General features: G+C 61.6%; 17 protein-coding genes. 13 read left to right on the top strand and 4 right to left on the bottom strand.

Annotated elements, in window-relative coordinates:
• Positions 1–21: 21 nt before the first annotated feature.
• The 6 genes from fdhD (at position 22) to B5D49_RS02335 (ending at position 7,231) form a co-directional block, all read left to right on the top strand.
• Positions 22–804, top strand: a complete 783-nt coding sequence (gene fdhD / locus B5D49_RS02360) for a formate dehydrogenase accessory sulfurtransferase FdhD (RefSeq protein ID WP_078716061.1) — start codon at positions 22–24, stop codon at positions 802–804.
• A gap of 5 nt (positions 805–809) precedes the next feature.
• On the top strand, positions 810–2,108 hold the full coding sequence (locus B5D49_RS02355; protein WP_078716060.1) for a molybdopterin molybdotransferase MoeA: 1,299 nt from the start codon (positions 810–812) through the stop codon (positions 2,106–2,108).
• Positions 2,109–2,345: 237 nt separating this feature from the next.
• Positions 2,346–3,242, top strand: coding sequence for a formate dehydrogenase accessory protein FdhE (locus B5D49_RS02350; RefSeq protein ID WP_078716059.1), 897 nt, complete (start codon positions 2,346–2,348; stop codon positions 3,240–3,242).
• 104 nt (positions 3,243–3,346) lie between these two features.
• On the top strand, positions 3,347–4,255 hold the full coding sequence (locus B5D49_RS02345; protein WP_078716403.1) for a transposase: 909 nt from the start codon (positions 3,347–3,349) through the stop codon (positions 4,253–4,255).
• 51 nt (positions 4,256–4,306) lie between these two features.
• Complete coding sequence (gene hypF / locus B5D49_RS02340) at positions 4,307–6,778, top strand: carbamoyltransferase HypF (RefSeq protein ID WP_078716402.1); 2,472 nt, start codon at positions 4,307–4,309, stop codon at positions 6,776–6,778.
• A gap of 57 nt (positions 6,779–6,835) precedes the next feature.
• On the top strand, positions 6,836–7,231 hold the full coding sequence (locus B5D49_RS02335; protein WP_078716058.1) for a hypothetical protein: 396 nt from the start codon (positions 6,836–6,838) through the stop codon (positions 7,229–7,231).
• 93 nt (positions 7,232–7,324) lie between these two features.
• Here the strand turns inward: B5D49_RS02335 and B5D49_RS02330 are convergent, their stop codons facing one another.
• Positions 7,325–8,461: a pyridoxal-phosphate-dependent aminotransferase family protein gene (locus B5D49_RS02330; RefSeq protein WP_078716057.1), complete on the bottom strand. Its 1,137-nt coding sequence runs from the start codon at positions 8,459–8,461 to the stop codon at positions 7,325–7,327.
• A 326-nt stretch (positions 8,462–8,787) separates the two neighbouring features.
• Here B5D49_RS02330 and B5D49_RS02325 point away from each other — a divergent pair, with 326 nt between their 5' ends.
• From B5D49_RS02325 to purU, 4 genes are all read left to right on the top strand, one after another.
• Positions 8,788–12,336 (top strand): FAD-binding and (Fe-S)-binding domain-containing protein, encoded by a 3,549-nt coding sequence (locus B5D49_RS02325; RefSeq protein ID WP_078716056.1) that lies wholly within the window; start codon positions 8,788–8,790, stop codon positions 12,334–12,336.
• Between the two features lie 50 nt (positions 12,337–12,386).
• Entirely contained in the window at positions 12,387–12,809 is a 423-nt protein-coding gene (gene ruvX, locus B5D49_RS02320) for a Holliday junction resolvase RuvX (RefSeq protein WP_078716055.1), read from the top strand.
• Complete coding sequence (mltG, locus tag B5D49_RS02315) at positions 12,776–13,846, top strand: endolytic transglycosylase MltG (protein ID WP_234990605.1); 1,071 nt, start codon at positions 12,776–12,778, stop codon at positions 13,844–13,846. Before ruvX ends, mltG begins: the two co-directional genes overlap by 34 nt.
• Before the next feature lie 235 nt (positions 13,847–14,081).
• Positions 14,082–14,951 (top strand): formyltetrahydrofolate deformylase, encoded by an 870-nt coding sequence (gene purU / locus B5D49_RS02310; protein WP_078716400.1) that lies wholly within the window; start codon positions 14,082–14,084, stop codon positions 14,949–14,951.
• Positions 14,952–15,016: 65 nt separating this feature from the next.
• Here purU and B5D49_RS02305 read toward each other — a convergent pair whose 3' ends face one another.
• A complete protein-coding gene (locus B5D49_RS02305; protein ID WP_078716054.1) occupies positions 15,017–16,801 on the bottom strand; it encodes a hypothetical protein in 1,785 nt (594 codons plus the stop codon).
• A gap of 127 nt (positions 16,802–16,928) precedes the next feature.
• Between B5D49_RS02305 and B5D49_RS02300 the strand changes: the two genes are divergently transcribed.
• Positions 16,929–17,255: a zinc ribbon domain-containing protein gene (locus tag B5D49_RS02300; RefSeq protein WP_159447107.1), complete on the top strand. Its 327-nt coding sequence runs from the start codon at positions 16,929–16,931 to the stop codon at positions 17,253–17,255.
• Positions 17,256–17,338: 83 nt separating this feature from the next.
• Here the strand turns inward: B5D49_RS02300 and B5D49_RS02295 are convergent, their stop codons facing one another.
• Positions 17,339–17,920 (bottom strand): hypothetical protein, encoded by a 582-nt coding sequence (locus B5D49_RS02295; RefSeq protein WP_144019064.1) that lies wholly within the window; start codon positions 17,918–17,920, stop codon positions 17,339–17,341.
• The gene (locus B5D49_RS02290; protein WP_078716399.1) at positions 17,917–18,117 is read right to left on the bottom strand and encodes a DNA-binding protein; all 201 of its coding nucleotides are present in this window, start codon (positions 18,115–18,117) and stop codon (positions 17,917–17,919) included. Before B5D49_RS02290 ends, B5D49_RS02295 begins: the two co-directional genes overlap by 4 nt.
• Before the next feature lie 693 nt (positions 18,118–18,810).
• On the opposite strand from B5D49_RS02290, the gene B5D49_RS02285 reads away from it, so the two are divergent.
• A complete protein-coding gene (locus B5D49_RS02285) occupies positions 18,811–19,488 on the top strand; it encodes an anaerobic ribonucleoside-triphosphate reductase activating protein (RefSeq protein WP_144019063.1) in 678 nt (225 codons plus the stop codon).
• Entirely contained in the window at positions 19,436–21,493 is a 2,058-nt protein-coding gene (locus B5D49_RS02280) for a ribonucleoside triphosphate reductase (protein WP_144019062.1), read from the top strand. The genes B5D49_RS02285 and B5D49_RS02280 overlap by 53 nt, the downstream gene beginning before the upstream one ends.
• The last annotated feature ends 499 nt before the right edge of the window (positions 21,494–21,992 follow it).

Below are 21,992 nucleotides of genomic sequence, written 5' to 3'. Positions count from 1 at the left end.
CCTCATACCCAGGAGGCGATCATGGAATCCCAACAGCACCGGATCAAGGAATACGCCCACGGCAAATTCCAAAACGCTCCCGTGGAATCCATCCGTGAAACGCCCCTGACCATCCGTCTGAACGAACGGGAAGTGGTCACCCTGCTTTGCACGGGAAAATACCCGGAACAACTGGCCGTGGGATTCCTCAAGTCCGACGCATTCCTCACCAGCCCGGAGCAAATCGTGGAGCTGGAAGTACGCCACGCCCCGGAACGCATCGTCGTGGACGTACGCACCTGCCACGACCCCTGGGAAAACCGGCTCATGGAACGGTCCATCACCTCGGGATGCGGTAAGGGGACCAACTTCGGCCGCAATGTCCGCACCATCTCCAAGCGGCGGCTCAACGGCGAGGTGCGTATCGGCCCGGACCAGATTCTCACCTTGGTGGACGAGCTGCACCAGCGTTCCCGCCTCTACGACGCCACACGCGGCTGCCACAACTCCTCGCTCTGCACCCCCGGGGAAATGCTGCTCTTTCGGGAAGACATCGGCCGACACAACGCCATCGACATGCTCTGCGGCGAATGCTTCCTCAACGACGTGTCCGTGGACGACAAGCTCATCGTCACCACGGGCCGCGTGGCCTCGGAAATCCTGCTCAAGGTGGCGCGCATCGGCGTGCCGGTGCTGATTTCCACGGCCGTGGCCACCAGCTTCACCGTGCAGTTGGCCCGGCAAATCGGCATCACCCTGGTGGGCAACGTGCGGCACGGCCGATTCTGGGTTTACAACGACGCAGGCCGCATTGTAGATTCCTGACCATCATGCCCCACCCCTCCAGTCCGTCCCAACGGCTCTCCCGACCCGACCGCGCCGAGGCCGTGCGTCGTCTCCTGCACGATCTCGCTCCTGCCCGGTCTGTGGATCGCCTGCCCCGAATGGCCGTGGGAGGTGTTCTGGCCCACGAGGTGGTCACCCGGACACCATTGCCCGAACACGCGGTTTCCCTGCGCGACGGCTATGCCGTGCTTGCCCGGGATACGCAATCCGCCTCGGCGGATCATCCCGTGACGCTCCCCATCCAGGGACGGCTCACCGCAGATGCCCAGGCCCATGCCCCACTGGGCGAGCACCGGACCATACGCGTGCTCACGGGCGCGCCCCTGCCCCCGGGGGCGGACGCGGTCATTCCCGAAGAAAACGTACACCGGGTCGACCTGCCGCCGGGCAACGACGCCTGCAAAGCCATTCATATCACGGATCCCGTGGTTCCCGGCCTCCACGTCCTGCCTCCGGGCGCGGACCTGCCCGTTGATTCCCGGGCAGGCCGATTCGGAGAAACGATTACACCGGCCTGCGCCGCTCTGCTTACCCGGGCCAAAGTCCCCGAGGTATCCATCCATGACCAGCCCCTTGGTGCCATGTTTGCCCTGGGTGACGAACTCCAACCGCCTGAACGGTTTGACGGATTACACTCCGACCAGCCCCAACCGGACGGCATCCCCGCGGACAATACCGTGCTGGTGCCGCATTTGCTGCGCTCCTGGGGCATGCCTATTGAATCTCAAGGGATTTTCAAAGACTCCCTTCCAGCCATCACAAAACACCTTGCAATGCTGGCACATCAGAACAGCCAACTTCGCTTGGTCGTCTCCACAGGCGGCACAGGAAAAAGCGAACGGGACCACATCCGGCAGGCTGCCCGGGATGCCGGATTCACCTTCCTGTTCCACGGGCTGAACGCCCGGCCGGGCAAAAGCGCGTTCGCGGCCCGTCTCTCCCGTCAGGACGGACACGACTTGACCCTTTTGGGACTGCCCGGTCCGCCCCCCGCAGTATTCGCCCTGCTGCACGCCCTGGCCCTGCCCCTGATCCACGCCCTTTGCGGGCTTGCGCCGTCCGGCCGATACGCCGCCCTGGACCGGGAAATCACCACCCGGCCCGGTCCCGAATGGCTGGTCCCTTGCACACTCAGGCATGAAGGAGCCGTACGCGTGGCCCATCCACTCCTCGGTCCGCGGATGCCTTCCTATCTCGCCCTGGCCCGGGCCGATGCGGTACTCGCCCTGCCCCCCGACGCGCACCTGCCCGCCGGAACCGAAGTGGAGATATTCCAAGGCTAGCCCCCACGGCTAAATCATGTCCATTTAGACATAATAAGCGCCCATAATCCTTTTCTTTTGATTCCATTGGTGTCAAACCTTGAGCAATGGTATAATAATGGGCAGACAGCTTTCTTCCCCATAGTTTTACACCATCCTTGCGTTCCTAAAGCACCCGATCAAACTCTTTGATCCGGTCGCGACCTGCCGGGACGCCCAAGCCAAGCGCCGTCCATCAGGGCGGCCAAGCGAGGCAACATGAACGGCATTTCCACGCAATCCACGCCTTCTTCCGGTCCACACCGTGAATCCGCGGTCCGTCGCATCCGGCAACAGGGCTACATCCCCGAAGACCTGCTGGAACTGCTCACCAACGTCGACGCCCTCCAGGCCGAGGCCCACGACGGCCCGGAAATCCTCCTGCCCACGGCGGAACAACTCGCCTCCGCAGAGGAAGTACTCAAAGGCCGCCCCCTGCTGGAGCGCTCCCAATTTCCCCTGAACATGGACCATGCCCTGGCCCTGCTGCCCAAGGTGCTGGATCTGGCCTGCCGCGCCAAGGATCCCCTGGGAGAGTCAGCCCGGGCCTTGCGCCAAAGCCTGGACAACAACGCCCCTTCCCCCGCCGAACTGCTCGGGTACGTGTTCGAGGACAACGCCTTTTTCCAACACTGGGCCGAGCAGTGGCCCGAATCGCCCCGAACCGCCTACTTCGTGGCCTACAACGCCCTGCTGCCAGGCATTCGTGCGGCCTCCCGCGCCCTGGCCCAGCGGCTGCCCGACGTCAAGACCTGGACCAACGGCACCTGCCCCATCTGCGGCGGCCTGCCCCTGGTTTCCGTCCTGCGAGAAAAGCAAGGCTTCCGGCACGCGCTGTGCTCCTTCTGCCGTCATGAATTCCGCATCCGCCGTCTGGCCTGCCCGGTCTGCGGAACCGACGAACAGGAACGGCTCAAGTTCTTCACTGCCCCGGAAGTTTCCGGCGTGCGCGTGGACGTGTGTACGGACTGCAACCACTACACCAAGACATTGGACTTTCGGGAACTGGACCGTGTTCCCGTGCCGGAATACGATGATCTCGGCTCCCTGGTGCTGGACTACCTGGCCCGGGAGCAGGGCTATTCCCGTCCCACGTATTGTGCCTGGGGGTTTTAGTGCTCCATGGCGACAACCCCAAAAACGGCATGTCCTTTGCCGCCATGTACGGAAACACAATGACGGGCGTGGCTGCGGGCCACGCCCTCACCGGGAGGACTCCCATGCTCCGGCAGGATCGCGACACGACCGCCGATGCACCGTCCGATTTGGAACGGCTCCTTAACGACGAAGACGCGGCCAGAGAATATCTGCTGCGCTTTTGCCAGCCCGACGGATACCCGGTCTGCCCCCGCTGCGGGGAAGACCGCATCTACACCCTTTCCGGGGGACGGCTGCGCTGTTCCGGATGCAAGTACACCTTTCAGCCCTTCAGCGGGCGCTGGATCAACAACGGTGCCCTCACCGCCGTGCAATGGCTGCAACTCACGGCCATGTTCGTGCGCGAGGATTCCCCCCACCGCATCAAGGACGCCCTGAACCTGTCCTACAACACGGTCTACAAAGCACTCACGGCCATCCGCTTCGCCATTCTGGCCCACTCCGCGGACGCGCCCCAACTCCTGGGACCGGAAACCGGCCTGAGCCACTATCTCAAGGGCAATCGGCTCACAGGCGGTCCCAAACGCATGCGCCAGGATACCATTCCCGTATTCGGCCTGCTCCGGCAGGGCGATCTGGCCTTTGTGGACCTCATGCCCGGTTTTCAAGCCGAAACCGTGTTCCATTTTCATCTGAACTTCCACCTCAAGCTCCAGCGTTCCGGCAATCTGGTGTATACCGACAAATACCGGGACTATGCTGCCTTGATTTTTTGCGGCAACGACACCCTGCCCTATGGCGTGATTCGGCGCTCCGACTCCCCGCCACACATCGACGAGATCAAGGATGACTTCTGGCTCATGGCCAAGGACCGCCTGCGCAGCTTCCGAGGCATCTCTTGTCAACGCTTTGCTCTATATCTCAAGGAGTTGGAATTCCGCTTCAACAATCAACACCGCTCCATTTTCGAGCCGGTGCTGGCCGGTCTCTGTGCCGTGGTACCCGCACTGGACGCCCCCGGCTCCGGCTAAGGTGCATCCGCCCCCTTGTCACCGCGCTGACGCGGGTTTATGACCAGGTCCATGCCCAACACAATCATTCGCCGCCGCTACGTGGTCAACGGCCAGGTCCAGGGCGTGGGCTTTCGCCCCTTCGTCTACCGCACCGCCCTGAACAACGCGCTCACCGGCTCGGTACGCAACGGTTCCGAAGGCGTGATCATCGAAGTGCAAGGACCGGCCGCGGCCGTGGACGGCTTTGGTAACGATCTGGTGCACACCCTACCGCCACTGGCCCGCATTGTGGACCTGGACGTGCGCGAGCTGCCCGAAGAAAACGGCGAAAGCGAATTCCGCATCCGCGCCAGCAGCGCCGGCAAAGGCCACAGCGTGCTGATCAGCCCAGACATGGCGACCTGCGACGACTGCCTCGCGGAAATGCGCGATCCCGCCAACCGGCGCTACCGCTATCCCTTCACCAATTGCACCAATTGCGGTCCCCGCTGGACCATCACCCGTTCCATCCCCTACGACCGGCCCGTCACCTCCATGGCCTGTTTTCCCATGTGTCCGGACTGCCAGGCCGAATACGACGACCCCCTGGACCGGCGCTTCCATGCCCAGCCCAACGCCTGCCCGGTCTGCGGACCCAAGGTCTGGTTCACCGACGCCCAGGGCAACACCCTGGAAGAAGGCCCGGCAGCCCTGGACGTCCTGGCCAAAGAACTGGCCCACGGATCCGGCATCATCGCAGCGGTCAAGGGATTGGGTGGCTTTCATCTGGTCTGCGACGCCACATCCGCCCAAGCCGTTGCCCTGCTCCGCGAACGCAAAAACCGGCCCCACAAGCCTCTGGCGGTCATGGTTCCAGACCTCAACACCGCCCGCGCCCTGGCCGAAATCGACGAGCACGCGGCCGCGCTGCTGCAATGCCGGGAACGTCCCATCACTTTGGTGCGCGCACGCCCAGACACCCCCCTGGTCCCGAACATTTCCCCGGACACGCCCTATGTGGGCCTGATGCTGCCCTACACCCCGCTGCATCACGTGCTTCTGGAACTCTTTGCCGAACAGGGCGGCACCCCGGCCCTGGTCATGACCTCGGGCAATCATGGCGGCGACCCCATCTGCCTGGGCAACCGCGAGGCCGTTAAACGGCTTGCGGGCGTGGCGGACCGCTTTCTGCTGCACGACCGCGACATCCTCATCCGCACGGATGACTCCGTGCTGCGACCCGCGCCGCTTGCCTCGGAAGAACGTCTCCCGGATCAGAACAGTCCGTTGGAGGAACGCGGCCTGCTGTTCATGCGCCGGGCCAGGGGCTTCACCCCCTCCCCGGTGTTCCTGCCGCCCGCACGAGGCAACGCAGCGCCCTGCGTGTTGGGGACCGGGCCGGAACTCAAGGCCACCCTCTGCCTCACCAAGGGCGACCAAGCCTTCCCGTCCCAGCACATCGGCAACATGAACCACCTTTCCGTACTGGAATTTTACCGGGAAATCGCGGTCCACCTGCGGGGCGTGTTACAGGTGGATCCCGAACTCATCGTGCACGACCTGCACCCGGACTACATGACCACCCGGGAAGCCAGGGAACTGGCTGAATCCCTGGGACGCGAGCAGGGACGAGATCCGTTGCCGCTCCGCGGCCTGCAACACCACATGGCCCACATCCACGCGGTACTGGCCGAACACCGCCACCAGGGTCCGGTCATCGGTCTGGCCCTGGACGGCACGGGCTACGGCGAGGACGGCACCATCTGGGGCGGGGAATGCCTGTTCGTGGATTCCGATACCCTGGAGTCGCGGCGGCTGGCCCATTTTTCGCCCTGCGCCCTGCCCGGGGGCGAGGCTGCCGTGCGCGAGCCTTGGCGCGTGGCCCAGGCCATGCTTTGGAACCTGGATGAACGGGAACCGCTCCCCGAGCAGTGGTCCTGGTATGCGGACCACGCCCAAGCCTGCCGCTTTCTCCCTCAAATGCTGGAACGCGGCCTGAATTGTCCCCAGACAACCAGCTGTGGACGGCTGTTCGACGCTGTGGCCGCCCTGCTGGGGCTGACCCACGCCATCACCTACGAAGGACAGGCAGCCATCCTGCTGGAAGCGGCCCAGGACATGCGCGAGTCCACGGGGTACGCCTGCCCCCTGCTCCCCGCGCTGAAACCGGACGCGCCCACTGTGTTGGATACCCTGCGTCTGTTCCGCGCCTGCCGGGACGACCTGCGCAACGGAGCCTCCCCCGGCGTGGTGGCCCGCCGCTTCCACCTGGGGCTGATCACGGGCCTGGCGGACATGGCCTCTCACTTCGCAACCACCGAAGGCCTGGACCATGTGGCCCTTTCCGGCGGGGTGATGCAAAACCTGACCCTGGCACGGGAACTGCCCCACGCCTTAAAGAAACGCGGACTTTCCCCCCTGACCCACCGACTTGTGCCGCCCGGTGACGCCTGCATATCACTGGGACAGGCGGCCTGGGGCCGAAGGCTGCTGCAACGCCGCGACAACGCACTCACTGGGACCAAAGCCGACGAAGGCCACACCGGGCCTGAGCGTGGTTGACGGTCACACGCGCCCAAGGCTACATCGATATCGAACCGTTGATCCTGGAGGAAACGAATGTCCACCAAGTTGGAACGTCGCAGCATGATGATGGGGGAATTGATCGGCAAACTGCACCGCAGAACTCTTGCCGACCGTCTGACCTGGACGACCGGACCGGATCGGAGCGATGTGCGCACTTCCCTGGCGGGCTATGTCGTCAAGCTCCGCTGTCAGGAAACCCCGCCCCTGCCCGAGGCCGACGGGTCCATTCCAGCACCTCAGGCCAACTACCATCTGGTCATCAGCTCTGAATCCACCGGAGAGATGGTGGATAAGGCCGTTATCTCCGGGGTCTCCCCCCTGGCCCGGCAAAAGGACGTTATCGCCGAGCTGTACGACCACGCCTATGAACAGGCCACCGGGGTGGAGAAAGCGCTCACCGCCATTTTGGACGAATTGGACGCGGACTAACGCTCCCAGCCGGAAAACGGACACGCGGCAAAACAAAAACCCCGAGCATCCGTTTGCCCGGGGTTTGCATGCATGCTGCGGCGTGCGGCCGGATTACAGCGCGGCAAGCACCTCGCCCAGTTCCCCAAGGTATTCTTCCAGCATGGCAGGAGTAATGTCGCCCATGTGTCCCACGCGAAAAATCGGGGCGCGGCCCGAGGCTTCCAGCTCGGTGTTCAACTTGCCGTACCCGGGATCAAAGAGGTAGCCCCGAGCACGCATGGTTTCCTTCACTTGTTTGAGCTGTTGCACGCTCACGCCGTCCGGCACCTGCACCGTGGTCAGGGCCGGAGAGCGGAAGCCCTCCTGGGCAAAAAGCCGGAACCCTTCCAGGCCGTCCACCCATCGGGCCACCATTTCCCGCATGGCCCGATGCCGGGCAAACCGCCGGGCCATGCCCTCTTCCTCCATGATGTACCGCAATTGTACATACAGCTGGTTGGCCAGCGTGGTATTGGGCGTGCTGAGCGTCTGGAATTTGCGGGCCTTGTCCAAATGCTTGAGAATGTCGGATCCGTGGCCTTTATTGGTTACACGGGCAGCCTTTTCCGCGGCCTCGGCATGGATCAAACCGATGCCGAACCCCGCAGGCAGGGCCAGGCTTTTCTGCGTGGCCGAACAATACATGGCAATGCCCGAATCCTTCAGCCCCAGTTCCGTGCCGCCGAAGATGGATACCCCGTCCACCACGGACAACGCGCCGCGTCGCCGCACCAATTCGGTCACGGCGTGGATGTCGTTGATCACGCCCGTGGACGTTTCATTGTGCGTGAAGGTGACCACCCCGGGCCGGTGCTCGGTCAGGGCGCGGTCCAGCTCGTCCAGGTCAATGGCCCGGCCCATGTCGAATTTCAGCTGGACCGCCCGTTTGCCGTTGGCGACGGCCATGGAATGGAACAAATCACCGAACGCGCCCACGGAGACATTGAGCACGGTCTCGTCCTCGGCCACCAGGGAACGCACCGCCGCTTCCAACCCCGTGGAACCGGATCCCAAAAAAAGAACCGGCGTATATTGGTCCCCGGCGTCGGCCAGCTCGGCCAGCCAGTGCATGGCCGGTTCCAGACGCTTGAGGTTTTCCGAATCCCGATGCCCGAACTCGGGCAACGTCCCGGCCTGACGAACCTCCGGACGCAGCAACGTGGGACCGGTGATGAACAACTTTAGCGCGGCAAAATCCTGGGTGCTCATGGGTCAAAACCTCGGCCATGTTGACGGAAGCGTCCCTGTTCCCGGGACGCCATGATTGACGAACAAACCGGCTCCGCTCGCTCCGAAGCCGTGAAGCCTTTCCTTGTAGCGCCTGCGTTCCCGGCTGTCCAGAAGCACAGCTATGCCCCGATTCGTCCGGCCTGCTCCAAGCCCCCGCCGTAAACATGGTTTTTTCCGGCCTTGCCAATCGCCCCCGCGGTCCCTATATTCCTCCTTTGCCGTCGGCTCCTTTTTTCAAACACCCTTTCCCGGCCGTTTCGGCCCGCCTTGCGCCGACGCATTCCCGCCCCGGAGGATAACGAACCATGCCCGAACTTGGACCCCATATTTCCATTCCCGACGAGGATCTGCTCACCAAGATTCTCGGCGTCACCGACCTGGAACAGGTGGCCCACTGGCCCGAAGCCGTGCGTCAACTGGCCGCCAATCTGGCGGCCGAACTGTTCCTGGTGCGCTACAATCCGTTTGTGGATTCCGACCAGGTCAAAAAAAGCGTGTCCCGCCGTTTGGACATGTCCCGCCCCATGCTCTCGGGCGAATACCCCAAAATTCTTGAGGCAGCGGTCCAGGAATTCTGGAACCGCTACAAGGCGGACCAGCGCTTCCGCGAGGACGTGATCCAGAAACTGCACACGGTGCTGCCCAAGGAGGCCGTTGGTTCCTCGCCCCATCAGCTGGTGGCCTCGGCCACGGACGCCACGGACCTGCGGCTGGAGCTGCCCATGCTGGTGCTCTTCCCTTCCTCGGAAAAGGAAGTCCAGGGCATCGTGCGGCTGGCCGGGGAAATGGGCTTTTCCCTGATTCCCCGCGGCGGCGGTACAGGACTCACGGGCGGGGCCGTCCCCCTGCACGGACGCACCGCCATCCTCTCCCTTTCCCGCATGAAACGCATTCTGGACATCGACACCGAAAACCGGCTGCTGTGCGCCCAGACCGGGGTCATCACCCTGGACGCCATCCGCGCCGTGGCTGAGCACGGTCTGATCCTCACCGTGGACCCCGCCTCCAAAGCCGCGTCCAGCCTGGGCGGCAACGTGGCGGAAAACGCGGGCGGTCCCTTTGCCTTTGAATACGGCACCACCATCGACAACCTGTTCTCCTACCGTATGGTCACGCCCACGGGCGAAATCATCCAGGTTTCCCGCAAGGACCACCCCCGACACAAAATCTTCGAGGACGGCCGGGCTGTTTTTGAAATCCACGATGCAACCGGCGCCCTGCTGCACACCGTTTCCCTGCGCGGGGACGAACTGCGCAAACCCGGACTGGGCAAGGACGTTTCCAATAAGTTCCTGGGCGGTCTGCCCGGCGTACAAAAGGAAGGGGTGGACGGCGTTATCACTGAAGCCTGCTTTGTGCTCTATCCCAAGCCCGCCTATTCCCGCACGCTCTGCTTGGAGTTCTACGGCCGGTCCATGCGCAACGCCGTGCTGGTGATCAACGACGTGGTGGGCCTGCGCAACCGCATCCGGGAGCAGGGCGACCTGGTCAAGGTTTCCGCCCTGGAACACTTCGACTCCAAATACGTGCAGGCCATCGAATACGCCAACAAATCCGAGCAATACGAAGGCGACCCCATCAGCGTGATCCTGCTGCAACTGGATTCGGATCACAAGCAAGCCCTGGACGAGGCCGTGGACACGGTGGTCTCCCTGGCCCAGCCCTATGACGGGGTGGACATCTTTGCGGCCCGGGACGACCGCGAAGCCGAACTCTTTTGGGAAGACCGGCACAAACTCTCGGCCATCGCCAAACGCACGTCGGGATTCAAAGTCAACGAGGACGTGGTCATCCCGTTGCAGGCCATCCCGGATTTTTCCGATTTTCTGGAAAACCTGAACCTTCAGTATCTGGCCCGGGCCTACCGCCGCGCCCTGTCCAAGGCCACAACCCTGCACGGCGTACAATACGAGGATCCGCGCATTGTGGAGGCCAAACAGCGCGTTCAGGGCATTCTCAACGAACGCATCACCGCCGCGGATATCTCCGATGTGGAGCAGGAGGCCCAGACCCGTTATCTGTTCCAGGCACTGCGCGAGGCCTACCCCAAACAGGACCGCGCCCTGAAGGACATCTTTCAAAACCTGCTGGCAACGCGCATCGTCATCGCCAACCACATGCATGCCGGGGACGGCAACTGCCATGTGAACATCCCGGTGAACTCCAACGACGCGGACATGCTGGCCGAAGCGCATCAGGCCGCCGAAGAGGTCTTTGGCTATGTGCTCAAGATCGGCGGGGAAGTCAGCGGCGAACACGGCATCGGCATCACCAAGATCGCCTTCCAGAGCCGGGAAAAGATCGATGCCCTGCGCCATTACAAGGAACAGGTGGACCCCAAGGGCGTGCTCAATCCGGGCAAACTCACCCGCCGGGAACTGCCGGGCAAACCCTACACCTTCTCCTTCAACAGGCTTATTCAGGATCTGGACCAGACCGCACTCAAGGACCGCGAGCACCTCACGGAACTGCTGAAAAACGTGCAAACCTGCACCCGCTGCGGCAAATGCAAACAGGTCTGCCCCATGTACTACCCGCAACAGGGGCTGGAAGCGCATCCGCGCAATAAAAACATCGCCCTGGGCGCACTCATTGAGGCGGTCTACTATTCCCAGCTCCAACTGGGCCAACCCGCGCCCGAACTCCTCGCCCAGCTGCGCGAGCTGATGGAACATTGCACGGCCTGCGGCAAGTGCACCGCGGTCTGCCCGGTGAAGATCGACTCCGCCGGAGCCGCCCTGAGCGTGCGCGCCTTCCTGGATTACAAGGGCATGGGCGGTCACGCGGTCAAGGAAAAGGTGCTGCACTACCTGGCCAAGGATCCGGCCAAACGGCTGCCCATGGCGGCCAAGACCTTTTCCCTGGGCCAGTCCCTCGCCAACCGGACCATCGGCCTGGTTCCGGGCATCTGGCGGCGGCGCATGACTTCTCCGGTGCTCCAGGGACCAGGACCGGCCCTGGACTTCACCAGTCTGGCCCAGGAGCTTTCCCTGGAACGGCGCAACGTGTTCAAATGCGAAGACGCGCCCACAGACCGCACCGTGATCTATTTCCCGGGCTGCGGCGGCGGTCTTTTTTCCCGTTCCATTGGTCTGGCGACCCTGTATCTGCTGCTGCGCGCCAAGGTCAACGTGGTGCTGCCCGAGCAGCATCTGTGCTGCGGCTATCCCTTGCTCGCGGCTGGGGCCGCCGAAGCCTTCAAGACCAACAGGCACCGCACCCGGCAGGCGCTCATCGACACGCTGATCACCACGGGACGCGCCGGACTCAAGGCCACGACGCTGCTCACGGCCTGCGGAACCTGCCGGGAATCCCTGGAAAGCTACGACCTGTCCGCAGAACTGGTGGATCCGCTCCGCCACCTGGATGCCATGCAATATCTGCATGAGCTGGGCATGGAGGATCTTTCGCCCGCGCCCCAATCCCCGCTCTACCACGCGGCCTGCCACGCCGAATGGGTGGGACAGGTCAAAAACAAGGCACCCGAGGTCTACCGCTCGGCACTGGCCGAAATGATCGGCACCAAGCCCGACCTCTCGCCGGGTTGTTGCGGCGAGTCCGGCACCGGCGCAGTGACCAGCCCGGAAATCTTCAACCGCGTGCGTCACCGCAAGACGCAACGATTGGAACAGGATCTGATGCAGAGCGACCGGGAACGGCCCGTGGTCGTGGGCTGCCCCTCCTGCCGAAGCGGCATCAAGCGTTCGCTTCTGCTCATGGGCCGGTCCAATCCCGTGCTGCACACTGTGGAATATCTGGCCCTGCTTGCGGGCGGTCCTCGCTGGAAGCGAGAACTCAAAACCCTGCTGGAACAAGGTTCCACAAAAGGCCGCAGCCTGACGGTTCGTCCCTGACCGACTTGACAACGGACCGATTTCACGGGAAAATCCAAATAAGGAGCAGCATGCGCGCATTGGGCATCGACTTCGGGCTGAAACGGGTGGGCCTGGCCATAAGCAACCCGGAAGGAACCATGGCCTTTCCCCGATCCGCCATTGTCCGCACAACGAAAGACAAGTTTTTCAAGGAACTTCTCGACGTCATCGACGGCGAAGGCGTGGAGCACATCGTGGTGGGGCTGCCCCTGGCGCTGGACGGGTCGGATACGGAAACAACGCGACAGGCGCGCAACTTTGCCCAGCGATTGGGGCGACGGACCCCCCTGCCCATTGAACTCGTGGACGAACGCCTGACCTCGGCCGAAGCCGAGGAGCGACTCAAGGAGGCCGGACTGTGCGGCAAGAAACGAAAGGCCCGGCTGGACAGCCAGGCGGCGGTGATCATCCTGGAGACGTGGCTGGCAACAAACCGGCCCTGCGCTACATAGGCTTCGCGGGCATCGTGCTCTGTTTGGGCATGATGGCCGTCGGCTCCTGGTTTCTCTACAGGGCGTGGACCTTTCTGAACATCCCGCCCGAGGATCCGGGACAGGAAGTACGCTTCGTCATCGAACCGGGCAGCGGCTTCCTGGGTATTGCCCGCGACCTGCGCAAGGAAAACCTCATCACCGACGTCAAACAATTCCTGGCTCTGGCCGAGGATCGCGGACTCACAGGATCGGCCAAGGCCGGAGAATTCCTGCTCCATACCGGCTGGCTCCCGGAAAAAATTCTCACCACCATCACCTCCACCCCGGGCATCCTGCACCGCTTCACCGTGCGCGAAGGCCTGCCCTGGTGGCAGGTGGCCAAGCTGGTGGAACAGGCCGAACTGGGTTCCTATGCGGAATTCGACGAAGCCGTCCACGATCCCGAGCTGCTGGCCCGGTTCCACATCCCCGCGGACTCCGCCGAGGGCTATCTCTTTCCCGAAACCTACATGCTCACCCGTGCCAGGGAAAGCTCGGCCCGCAGCGTTGTGGAAATGATGATCCGCGAATTCTTCAAAAACGCCAAGCAAGCCCTGGGCGAACTACCGGAACCCGACAAACTCCACGAACTGGTCACCCTGGCTTCCATTGTGGAAAAGGAAACCGGCGATCCCTCGGAACGCCCCGCCATCGCCGGGGTCTACGCCAACCGGTTGCGCCGCCCCATGCGCCTGCAGGCCGACCCCACCATCATCTACGGGCTGGGACCGTCCTTTAACGGCAATCTACGGCAAAAGCATCTATTGGACGGCGAAAACCCGTACAACACCTACCAGCACGACGGGCTGCCGCCCGGTCCCATCTGTTCGCCCGGCAAGGCCGCGCTCCAGGCCGCTGCCGACCCGCAGGACCACGACTATCTCTTCTTCGTGGCCAAAGGCGACGGCACGCACCATTTTTCCAAGACGTTGCGCGAGCATAACGACGCCGTGGGTCGCTACCAAAAATGGGGACGCAACCGCAAGGACTACACCTCGCGCAAGCGGGAAGAATAGCCCGATCCTCGGGGATATCCGGTTTCGCGGCCCCACGGACACGAAGCATAGGAGCGCATCGCACTGCCCGCACAAGGCCAGGCTCATCCGCCCGAAACGCCGGCCAGCATAACACTGGACGGCGTTGACGGCTTGTGCTTGTATGTCGGCTCGGTTTGAGGCGGCGCCCAGCGCCCATGTTCCCTACCTGCAACCGGCGTTCCCCGCGCGGGACGCTGTTATTTTGGAAATAGCCATGCCTGCCATAGCCCGCAGCACGGCCCGGCTCCTCGCCACCTGCGACGACCAGCCGGGCATCGTGGCCCGCACCTCCAGATTTTTGTTCGACCGCGGCGCCAATATCATCCACTCGGACCAGCACTCCACGGACCCGGAAGGGGGCCGTTTTTTCCTGCGCCAGGAATTCTACATGCAGGGACTGGAAGGAAAACTGGACGAACTGGCCAAGGAATTCGCCCATGAAGTGGCCGAACCGTTCGGCATGGAATGGACCCTGCAACCCGCCTGGATCAAAAAACAGGTGGCCATGCTGGTTTCCCGCCTGGACCATGGTCTCATGGACCTGCTCTGGCGCGCCCAACGGGGCGAACTGCCCATGAACGTGACCATGGTCATCTCCAACCACACGGACCTGGGCAATGCGGTACGCACCTTTGGCGTGCCGTTTTTCCATGTCCCCGTGGACAAGGACCACCGCGAGGACGCCACGGCGCGGATGCTGGAACTGTTGGACGGCAACGCCGACCTGGTGGTGCTGGCCCGCTACATGCAAATTCTCCAACCGGAATTCGTGCAGCGCTACCCCAACCGCGTCATCAACATCCACCATTCGTTCCTGCCTGCGTTCGTGGGCGCGGATCCGTACCGCCGGGCCGCGGAACGCGGCGTCAAGCTCATCGGCGCCACGGCGCACTACGTTACGGAAGAACTGGACCAGGGTCCGATCATCGAACAGGACGTGATCCGGGTTTCCCACCGCCAAAACCTTGAGGAACTCAAGGTACTCGGTCAGGATATTGAACGGCAGGTCTTGTCCCGCGCCGTCAAATGGCACCTGGAAGACCGCGTGCTCGTGGATGGAAATAAAACCATTGTTTTTGTCTGATCCGCGCTGACGCAAAAAAACCGCCCCTGTCCGTATTGGCGACAGAGGCGGTTTTTTTTGGCCCATCAACCCGTTGATTTCTCGGGTTCGGCAGCTTCCGCGCCCCCGGGGTCCGCATCTGGGGATGCGGGCCAGGCCGCGCCTTCCTCCAGAGCGGCATCCGAAGGTTCCTCGGATTCCGTGTTCCCTTCCTGCGGCGCGCTCTTTGAATTTTCTTCTGCGCCCCCGGCAGCTTCGTCCTGCTCCGTGGTCGGCGCTGGAGACGGCGCATCCTCGTTTTCCGCCGTCCCGTCCGCTTCAGGGGTTTCCTCACCCTCCTTGCGGACCGGTTCCGGCTTGACCAATCCAAGCCGGGTCAGCAATTCCTTGAGCCGCAAAGCCAGATTGGTGGTCCGCCGGGACATGGCCGCCAGGTCCACCACCAACATGATGCCCACCTTGAAAGACTCGGCCTGCCAAAGCCGGGTTACGTCGGCGAGCAGCTCGGGTTCCAATTGCAACATGCGGCAGAGCTTGGCCAGTTCCGCGGCGTTGCGCACCCGGAAGAGCAGCATCTCCGGATTGGCCGGATCCTTTCGCCAGAGCTTGTTTTTTCGGATGCGGGTAAGTCCCTTGTCCTTCAAGGCCCGGACCTGGGTCAGGGAAGAGCGGCGCACCCTGGACTTGAGTACCTGGATGCCCCCTTCGTTCTCCACCTGGAGGCGAACCCGTTGCAGAAAGTGATCCTCCAACACGCCGGAAAGCACCCGCTGTAGATTCGTCAGGCTCAGATCCTTGCCCAGCAGCTGCATGGTGCCGGCCTGTTCATGGATAAAATTGGTGAGCGCGGCGGAAAATTCCGACCGGGTCTGGGACACACCGATGAGCGCGCCCACGCCCGTGGCCACCACCTGTTCCATCAAAAAATTAAAGTTCAGCTTATGCTCGGTCTCATCATCAGGATCCAGATCCGCTTGTTCCCGGCGCTGCATCCGCTCCTGATAGGCGATGCGGAACTGCTGGCTCACGTCGTCCACACAGGCGATGCGCGCCAGGCTTTCCACGTCCGAACTCGTGATGGCCTCCCGCGGAATGAACGAAAGGCCGCGGGCAAGACAGTTGGTCACCAACCGCAAGGTCCGCCGCCCCTCATACCCCCGACTGCGCTGTTCAAACGCGGTCTGGATGCGTGTCTTGTCGATGTCCTTTTCCGAAGGCGAAAGATGCCGGAGCACGTCGTCCATGGAAAAACGCACCACCAGCGAATTGCCTTCCTTGTTCATATGAAAGCGGTTGTTGGCAAGAATTTCCTGGTGGGCCTGCCCCACGGGACCGCCCACAAAACGTTCCAGGAACGTCTGCCAAAAATTGCGGTCCAGTTCATGTTCCTTGAGCATCTGGTTGTATTCCGGCAGGGCGGCTTCGCCGAAATTGCGCAGCACCAGTTCCTCAAAGTTGTCCGTTATCAACCCGTTGGCGTAGATAATCCCCTGCATGCACTTGATCAGCAGGGTTTCGGTGTTCAGCAGCCTGGAACGCGTGGACTGGCCTTTTTCATCCTCTTCGCCCGGTCCGGCCTTGGAGAGCCGGTTCAGCAACACAAGAAAATTGCCGGTCAATTTATGGATATAGTCATAGGCTGGATGGTCGGACCGCTGGCAGAGCAGGTTGATGACCGTACGCTGCTGGGTTTCCAACAAGGGAAATTCGTTGAGATTTGCCCTGTTGATGCGAATGAAGGACAGCAATATCTCCCGCTCCAGCACCTCGCGCAGGCTGGTTCGTTCCTGTCGCAACCGCTCCAGAACGTCCAGGTAGGCTTTGAGACGCTGATCTTTATCCAGCTTCGGCGTTGTTTCGGATTCGCTCATGATTCCTCCGGGGATCCCTGACGTTCCATTATGCAAAAATAACGCCCGGTGTCAAAGCTGGAGGGAAAAAACATGAAAAAATCCCCGGCCCGTTGACATGACGCCCGGCAAAGGCCAAGGAAACAACATGATCATCTGTACCCGTTGCGGGACGGAAAACCTTGATGATGCTCCTTTCTGCATCCACTGCAACCGCAAGCTTCAGTCCCTGCGTCGGGCCGGGGTCGAAGCCGGGCCGACACGACGTTCCCAACGCCTGCGGCCCATGCAGCCCTCGGCCGGAGGAACAGAATTCCGTACTCTGCTGGCGCGGTGCGCCGAGGTCTGGACCGTGGCCGCTCTTGTGGCGGGGCTGTCCTTTTGGGGTCTTCCCGCAGAGCCGGGGCAAACCTCCTGGTGGATCGGGGTGGGAGCGCTGGCCCTGGGCGCAGCCTGGCTACGCTGGCGCGGCTGAGCCGCGTTGCCCGGGATACAGCACAAAAAAAAGCCGCCCCCCTGCCCAAAGCGGAAGTCGGCATTTTTCCCCGGCCCAAAGGGTCACGGTTGTTGCGTGGCTTCCGGTTCCCCCTCCTGGGGTGCGGCTTCGTCTTCCTCCGCGGCAATGCCTTCGCTCAACTCGTCCTCCAGCAAATCCGGTATGGGCCGATTCCAGAAATCCAGTTCCTTTTCGCGCTCCACATCCTCAGCCCGACGCGGTTCGCAGCAGCGCACCGGTCCTCTGGGGCATTCCGGCACAAAATAATCAAGATCCATGCAGTCCCCTTCCCCCTGTGTGGACGGGGTGACCCGCACGGTCCGCAACAGCGGCGACCAGGCCTTGCCCTTGATGCGCACTTCGTTACCGGACACGTTGCAGATGAAGCGTTCCGGTTTTTTGGCGTAAAACACGGTAAAGGAGTAGGTGGCATCATCCATGTACCGGTCGATGAACTCCACCTCGTCGGGCCGCTTGCACAGGGTGCGGGCGATGACCTGGCGACAAAGACAGATGTCGCGTGTCTGACGATCCTGGGCCAGGGCCGGCGCAGGCTGGAAAAAGGCAAACACCAAAACCAGCACGCCGAGCAGCGGCCAGGCAACAACAGCAGGGGGAACCAGGGGCATCGGCTTCATAATCATGAAAGGAGAAAGGCCTGAAAGCCTTCGGGGTCATCGGTTTCACAGCCCAGGGAGCACCCACGGCACACATAAACGCCGTCCTTGTGATACCAGCGGGCCTTGCGCGGGGTCGCGCATTGAAAATAGTCGTACACCACGGCGTGGACCGTACCCAGAAACCGGGTGTACCCTTTTTCCTTGAGTTCCTCTTCAGTCAAAATCAAACCTCCTGCGCACGTCTTTTCGGCAAAAACGCGCTCCAGCTCCGAAATACCTGCTTTTGGCGGATTTGCAAAGGGGATCGGGGGGAACACGCGGTTATGTACAATCTGTTCAGTAGGAATTTTTTTTCAACATCTATCCGAGGCAGATGTCCACAGCCAGCCAAACAACAAAAACTAACTATATAAATATATTATAAACAAAAACAGCACGTATGGGAAAACAGTTCTCGCGTTTCAAAAACACCTTTGATATCATCGGGATTCCGGCATTCGCCGGTTCCTTCCGCTCCCCACCCAGCCTGCCGGGCGCCCCTTTTTCAATGTGAAAAAAAACTTCTAAACTCTTTCTAGAAAAGATGCTGTATTTTCACATCCGAATTGATCACAGTATTGTGGAAAACTTTTCTAGACTTTTTCTAACAGCGTATAATCATCTTAAAACGGGTATACGCGACAAAGTATTCCAAAAAATCAACCCGCCCCCCTGTACAGAAAATCGACGTTGCGCTATGACTCTTCCGAGCGGCGCACACGCCGCACAGCACGTTTGCCGCGCTTGATTTTTCCGCTGTCGAACACGAATTCGGCACCGACCGGAACCATTCCGGAAACACGGCACAACGACTTCGCGCCAGGCGCGGAACAACCATCGGCAAACCGAATCAAACCCAAAGACCAATGAGAGACATGCAAAAACCTACCGGAGTTTGGAATCACGTTCGCGGCCTGGAACGCTTCAGCCTATGCGACTGGCCCGGCGTGCCTTGTTGCGTGATCTTCCTGGGCGGATGCAACCTGCTCTGTCCCACCTGCCACAACTTTGAACTGGCCTGGAACATGGAGCGCGTCCCCCTCATTCCCCAATGGGCGATACGCGCCTATCTCGACCAGCGGAAAAAATGGCTCGACGGCGTCACCGTCACCGGCGGCGAACCCACCCACGTACCCGGGCTGGCCGAACTGCTCCTGGAAATCAAGCAACGCGGCATGCGCGTCAAGCTCGATACCAACGCCATGCGCCCCGACGTGGTCCGCGACCTGCTCCACGAAGACCTGGTGGACGTGTTCGCCGTGGACGTGAAAGGCCCGTACGCCAAATATCCGCAACTCACCGGCAACGCCGTGGACGCGGAGACGGCCCAGAACAACGTGGAATCCATCTTCCAACTGGCCGCGCAAAATCCGGAAGCCTTCTACTTCCGCACTACCCGCGTGCCCGCCCTCAACAACATGGACATGGATGAAGTCCGCACGCTCCTGCCGCGCGGCTTCGAACTCAAAGTGCAAGAATTCGTGCCCCCCAGGAGGAAGCATGCCGTCGCAGATAATGAAGAGAGACGGACGGTTGGAAACGTGGTCAACTGACCGCATCGCCCACGCCATCTTCAAGGCGCTGAGCGCCAGCGGAATCAAGGATCCCATTCTCTCCAAACGCCTCGCCCGAAAAGTCGAGACCAAGCTTCACGGCGTGACCATTCCCGAACAGGAACATGTGCAGGACATGGTCGAACGCGTACTCATGGAGTCGCGCCAATACGACGTGGCCCGGCGGTACGTGCTCTACCGTGAAAAACGGCGGCAACTGCGCGAGCAAAAACAGGCCTACCTTGATATTCGCGAAACCATCGACGAATATCTTGGAAAAGCCGATTGGCGCGTGAGTGAAAACGCCAACATGACCCACTCCTTTCAGGGACTCATGCTCCACCTCTCCGGTACGGTGCAGGCCCGCTACGCCCTGGAAAAATACCCCGAGGAAGTACGCCTCGCCCACGAGCACGGCTACTTCCACATCCATGACCTTTCCTTTGGATTGGCCGGATATTGTGCGGGATGGAGCCTGCGTGACCTGCTCCTGGAAGGCTTCAACCTCGAAGGCCGCTCCTCGGCCGGACCCGCCAAGCATTTCGACTCCGTTCTCGGACAAATGGTCAACTTTCTCGGCACGCTCCAAAATGAGTGGGCCGGCGCACAGGCCTTCAATAACGTGGACACCTACCTCGCCCCCTTCATCCGCGAGGACGGACTGACCTACGAACAAGTCCGGCAGGCCATGCAGAAATTCGTGTTCAACCTGAACACCACCTCCCGATGGGGAGGACAAAGCCCCTTTACCAACCTGACCTTCGACCTGGTACCCCCCAAACACATCGCCAAGGAAGCCGTGATCATCGGCGGCAAACTGCAAGACGCAACCTATGGCGATTACCTCGAGGAAATGGAGTGGATCAACCGGGCCTTCCTGGAAGTCATGCTCGACGGCGACCACCACGGGCGCATCTTCTCCTTCCCTATCCCCACCTACAACATCACGGACGACTTCCCCTGGGAATCGGAAATCGGCGAACTGCTGCTCAAGCTCACCGCCAAGTACGGCGTGCCGTACTTCCAGAACTTCATCAATTCCGACCTCAACCCCGAAGACGTGCGCTCCATGTGCTGCCGACTCAAAATGGACATCCGCGAGCTGCGTAAAAAAACCGGCGGCCTCTTCGGCGCGGGCGACCTCACCGGCTCCATCGGCGTGGTCACCCTCAACCTGCCGAAACTGGCCTACCTCTCGCAAAGCGAAGACGAATTCCTCGACCTGATCACCGAATACGCCAGCCTCGCCAAGGACAGCCTCGAATACAAACGCAAATTCATCGAGGACAACCTGAAAAACGGCATGTTCCCCTGGTCCCACCGCTACCTGAAAAATGGCTACAACGGCCATTTCTCCACCATCGGACTGCTCGGGGGAAACGAAGCCTGCCTGAACCTCATCGGCAAAGGTATTGAAACCGAATCCGGCGTGCGCCTCATGCGACGCGTTCTCGAACACCTGCAGCGCGTCACCTCGGACTTTCAGGAAGAAACCGGCCACCTCTACAACCTGGAAGCCACCCCGGCCGAAGGCACCAGCTACCGGCTCGCAAAAATCGACCGTAAACTCTACGCCGACATCATCACCCAGGGCAACGGCACACCGTACTACACCAACTCCACCGCCCTGCCCGTGGGCATCTCCGATGATGTGCTCTTCGCCCTGGAACACCAGGACCAGCTCCAGCCGCTCTACACCGGCGGCTCCGTGTTCCACACCTTCCTGGGCGAGGCCGTGGCCGATACCCAGGCGCTTAAAAGCTTCATCATCACGGCGTTTTCCAAAACCAAACTGCCCTACCTCTCCATCACGCCCACCTTCTCGGTGTGCAAAGAACATGGATACATCCAGGGCGAACACTTTGAATGCCCCACCTGTGGCAAGGAAGCCGAAGTCTATACCCGCATCGTGGGATACTATCGGCCCGTGTCACGCTGGAACAAAGGAAAACAGGCCGAGTACACCGACCGCGTCGTGTTCTCCGGCTACGAACCGCAAGCGTAAAAGCATGCCTCCGGCGGCCAGGAGGCCCGCGGCCCCCTGGACCCCCATTTACCGGTCTCGCGCTTTCGCGCGGCCGGGGGCAGGCGGCGGGAGGACGTCTGGGCGTGGGCAGGCGGAGTCGTGCGGCAGCGCGATCTCATGTTGCCGCGATTTCCGGGATGGCTCCGCCCTCCCGAAACTCGCGGCAACGGTGCGCCCCCAAAAGCAAAGGAACGGCCGGAGCCGTTCCTTTGCTTTTGGGGAGGGGGAAATGGGGGGATGAAACAAAACAAAAAACCGATACCCGCGACAGGCCGCAGGCCTGGAGCAAGGGAAAGTCTTTGGAAAGGGGGTCCAGGGGGAAGAACCTTTCTTCAGAAAGGTTTTCCCCTTGGTCGCCGAAGGCATTGCTCTTCCCTCGCCTTCAGCGCAGCAGGCTGGCCTGTTCGGCGAATCCAAGGGAACGGTATATTGCGGGCATGTCCAGGTGTTCACGCACCACGGCGGCCAGGTGGTCCAG

It is taken from the genome of Paucidesulfovibrio gracilis DSM 16080 (genome assembly GCF_900167125.1).
GTDB classification, from domain to species: domain Bacteria; phylum Desulfobacterota; class Desulfovibrionia; order Desulfovibrionales; family Desulfovibrionaceae; genus Paucidesulfovibrio; species Paucidesulfovibrio gracilis.
The sequence above is the reverse complement of the archived record's forward strand: the minus strand, read 5'-3'. Positions and strand labels throughout refer to the sequence as shown.

Coding starts and splice junctions, on each gene's coding strand:
- fdhD (WP_078716061.1), top strand. CDS start 22: ATGGAATCCCAACAGCACCGGATCAAGGAATACGCCCACGGCAAATTC.
- B5D49_RS02355 (WP_078716060.1), top strand. CDS start 810: ATGCCCCACCCCTCCAGTCCGTCCCAACGGCTCTCCCGACCCGACCGC.
- B5D49_RS02350 (WP_078716059.1), top strand. CDS start 2,346: ATGAACGGCATTTCCACGCAATCCACGCCTTCTTCCGGTCCACACCGT.
- B5D49_RS02345 (WP_078716403.1), top strand. CDS start 3,347: ATGCTCCGGCAGGATCGCGACACGACCGCCGATGCACCGTCCGATTTG.
- hypF (WP_078716402.1), top strand. CDS start 4,307: ATGCCCAACACAATCATTCGCCGCCGCTACGTGGTCAACGGCCAGGTC.
- B5D49_RS02335 (WP_078716058.1), top strand. CDS start 6,836: ATGTCCACCAAGTTGGAACGTCGCAGCATGATGATGGGGGAATTGATC.
- B5D49_RS02330 (WP_078716057.1), bottom strand. CDS start 8,461: ATGAGCACCCAGGATTTTGCCGCGCTAAAGTTGTTCATCACCGGTCCC.
- B5D49_RS02325 (WP_078716056.1), top strand. CDS start 8,788: ATGCCCGAACTTGGACCCCATATTTCCATTCCCGACGAGGATCTGCTC.
- ruvX (WP_078716055.1), top strand. CDS start 12,387: ATGCGCGCATTGGGCATCGACTTCGGGCTGAAACGGGTGGGCCTGGCC.
- purU (WP_078716400.1), top strand. CDS start 14,082: ATGCCTGCCATAGCCCGCAGCACGGCCCGGCTCCTCGCCACCTGCGAC.
- B5D49_RS02305 (WP_078716054.1), bottom strand. CDS start 16,801: ATGAGCGAATCCGAAACAACGCCGAAGCTGGATAAAGATCAGCGTCTC.
- B5D49_RS02300 (WP_159447107.1), top strand. CDS start 16,929: ATGATCATCTGTACCCGTTGCGGGACGGAAAACCTTGATGATGCTCCT.
- B5D49_RS02295 (WP_144019064.1), bottom strand. CDS start 17,920: ATGATTATGAAGCCGATGCCCCTGGTTCCCCCTGCTGTTGTTGCCTGG.
- B5D49_RS02285 (WP_144019063.1), top strand. CDS start 18,811: ATGCAAAAACCTACCGGAGTTTGGAATCACGTTCGCGGCCTGGAACGC.
- B5D49_RS02280 (WP_144019062.1), top strand. CDS start 19,436: ATGCCGTCGCAGATAATGAAGAGAGACGGACGGTTGGAAACGTGGTCA.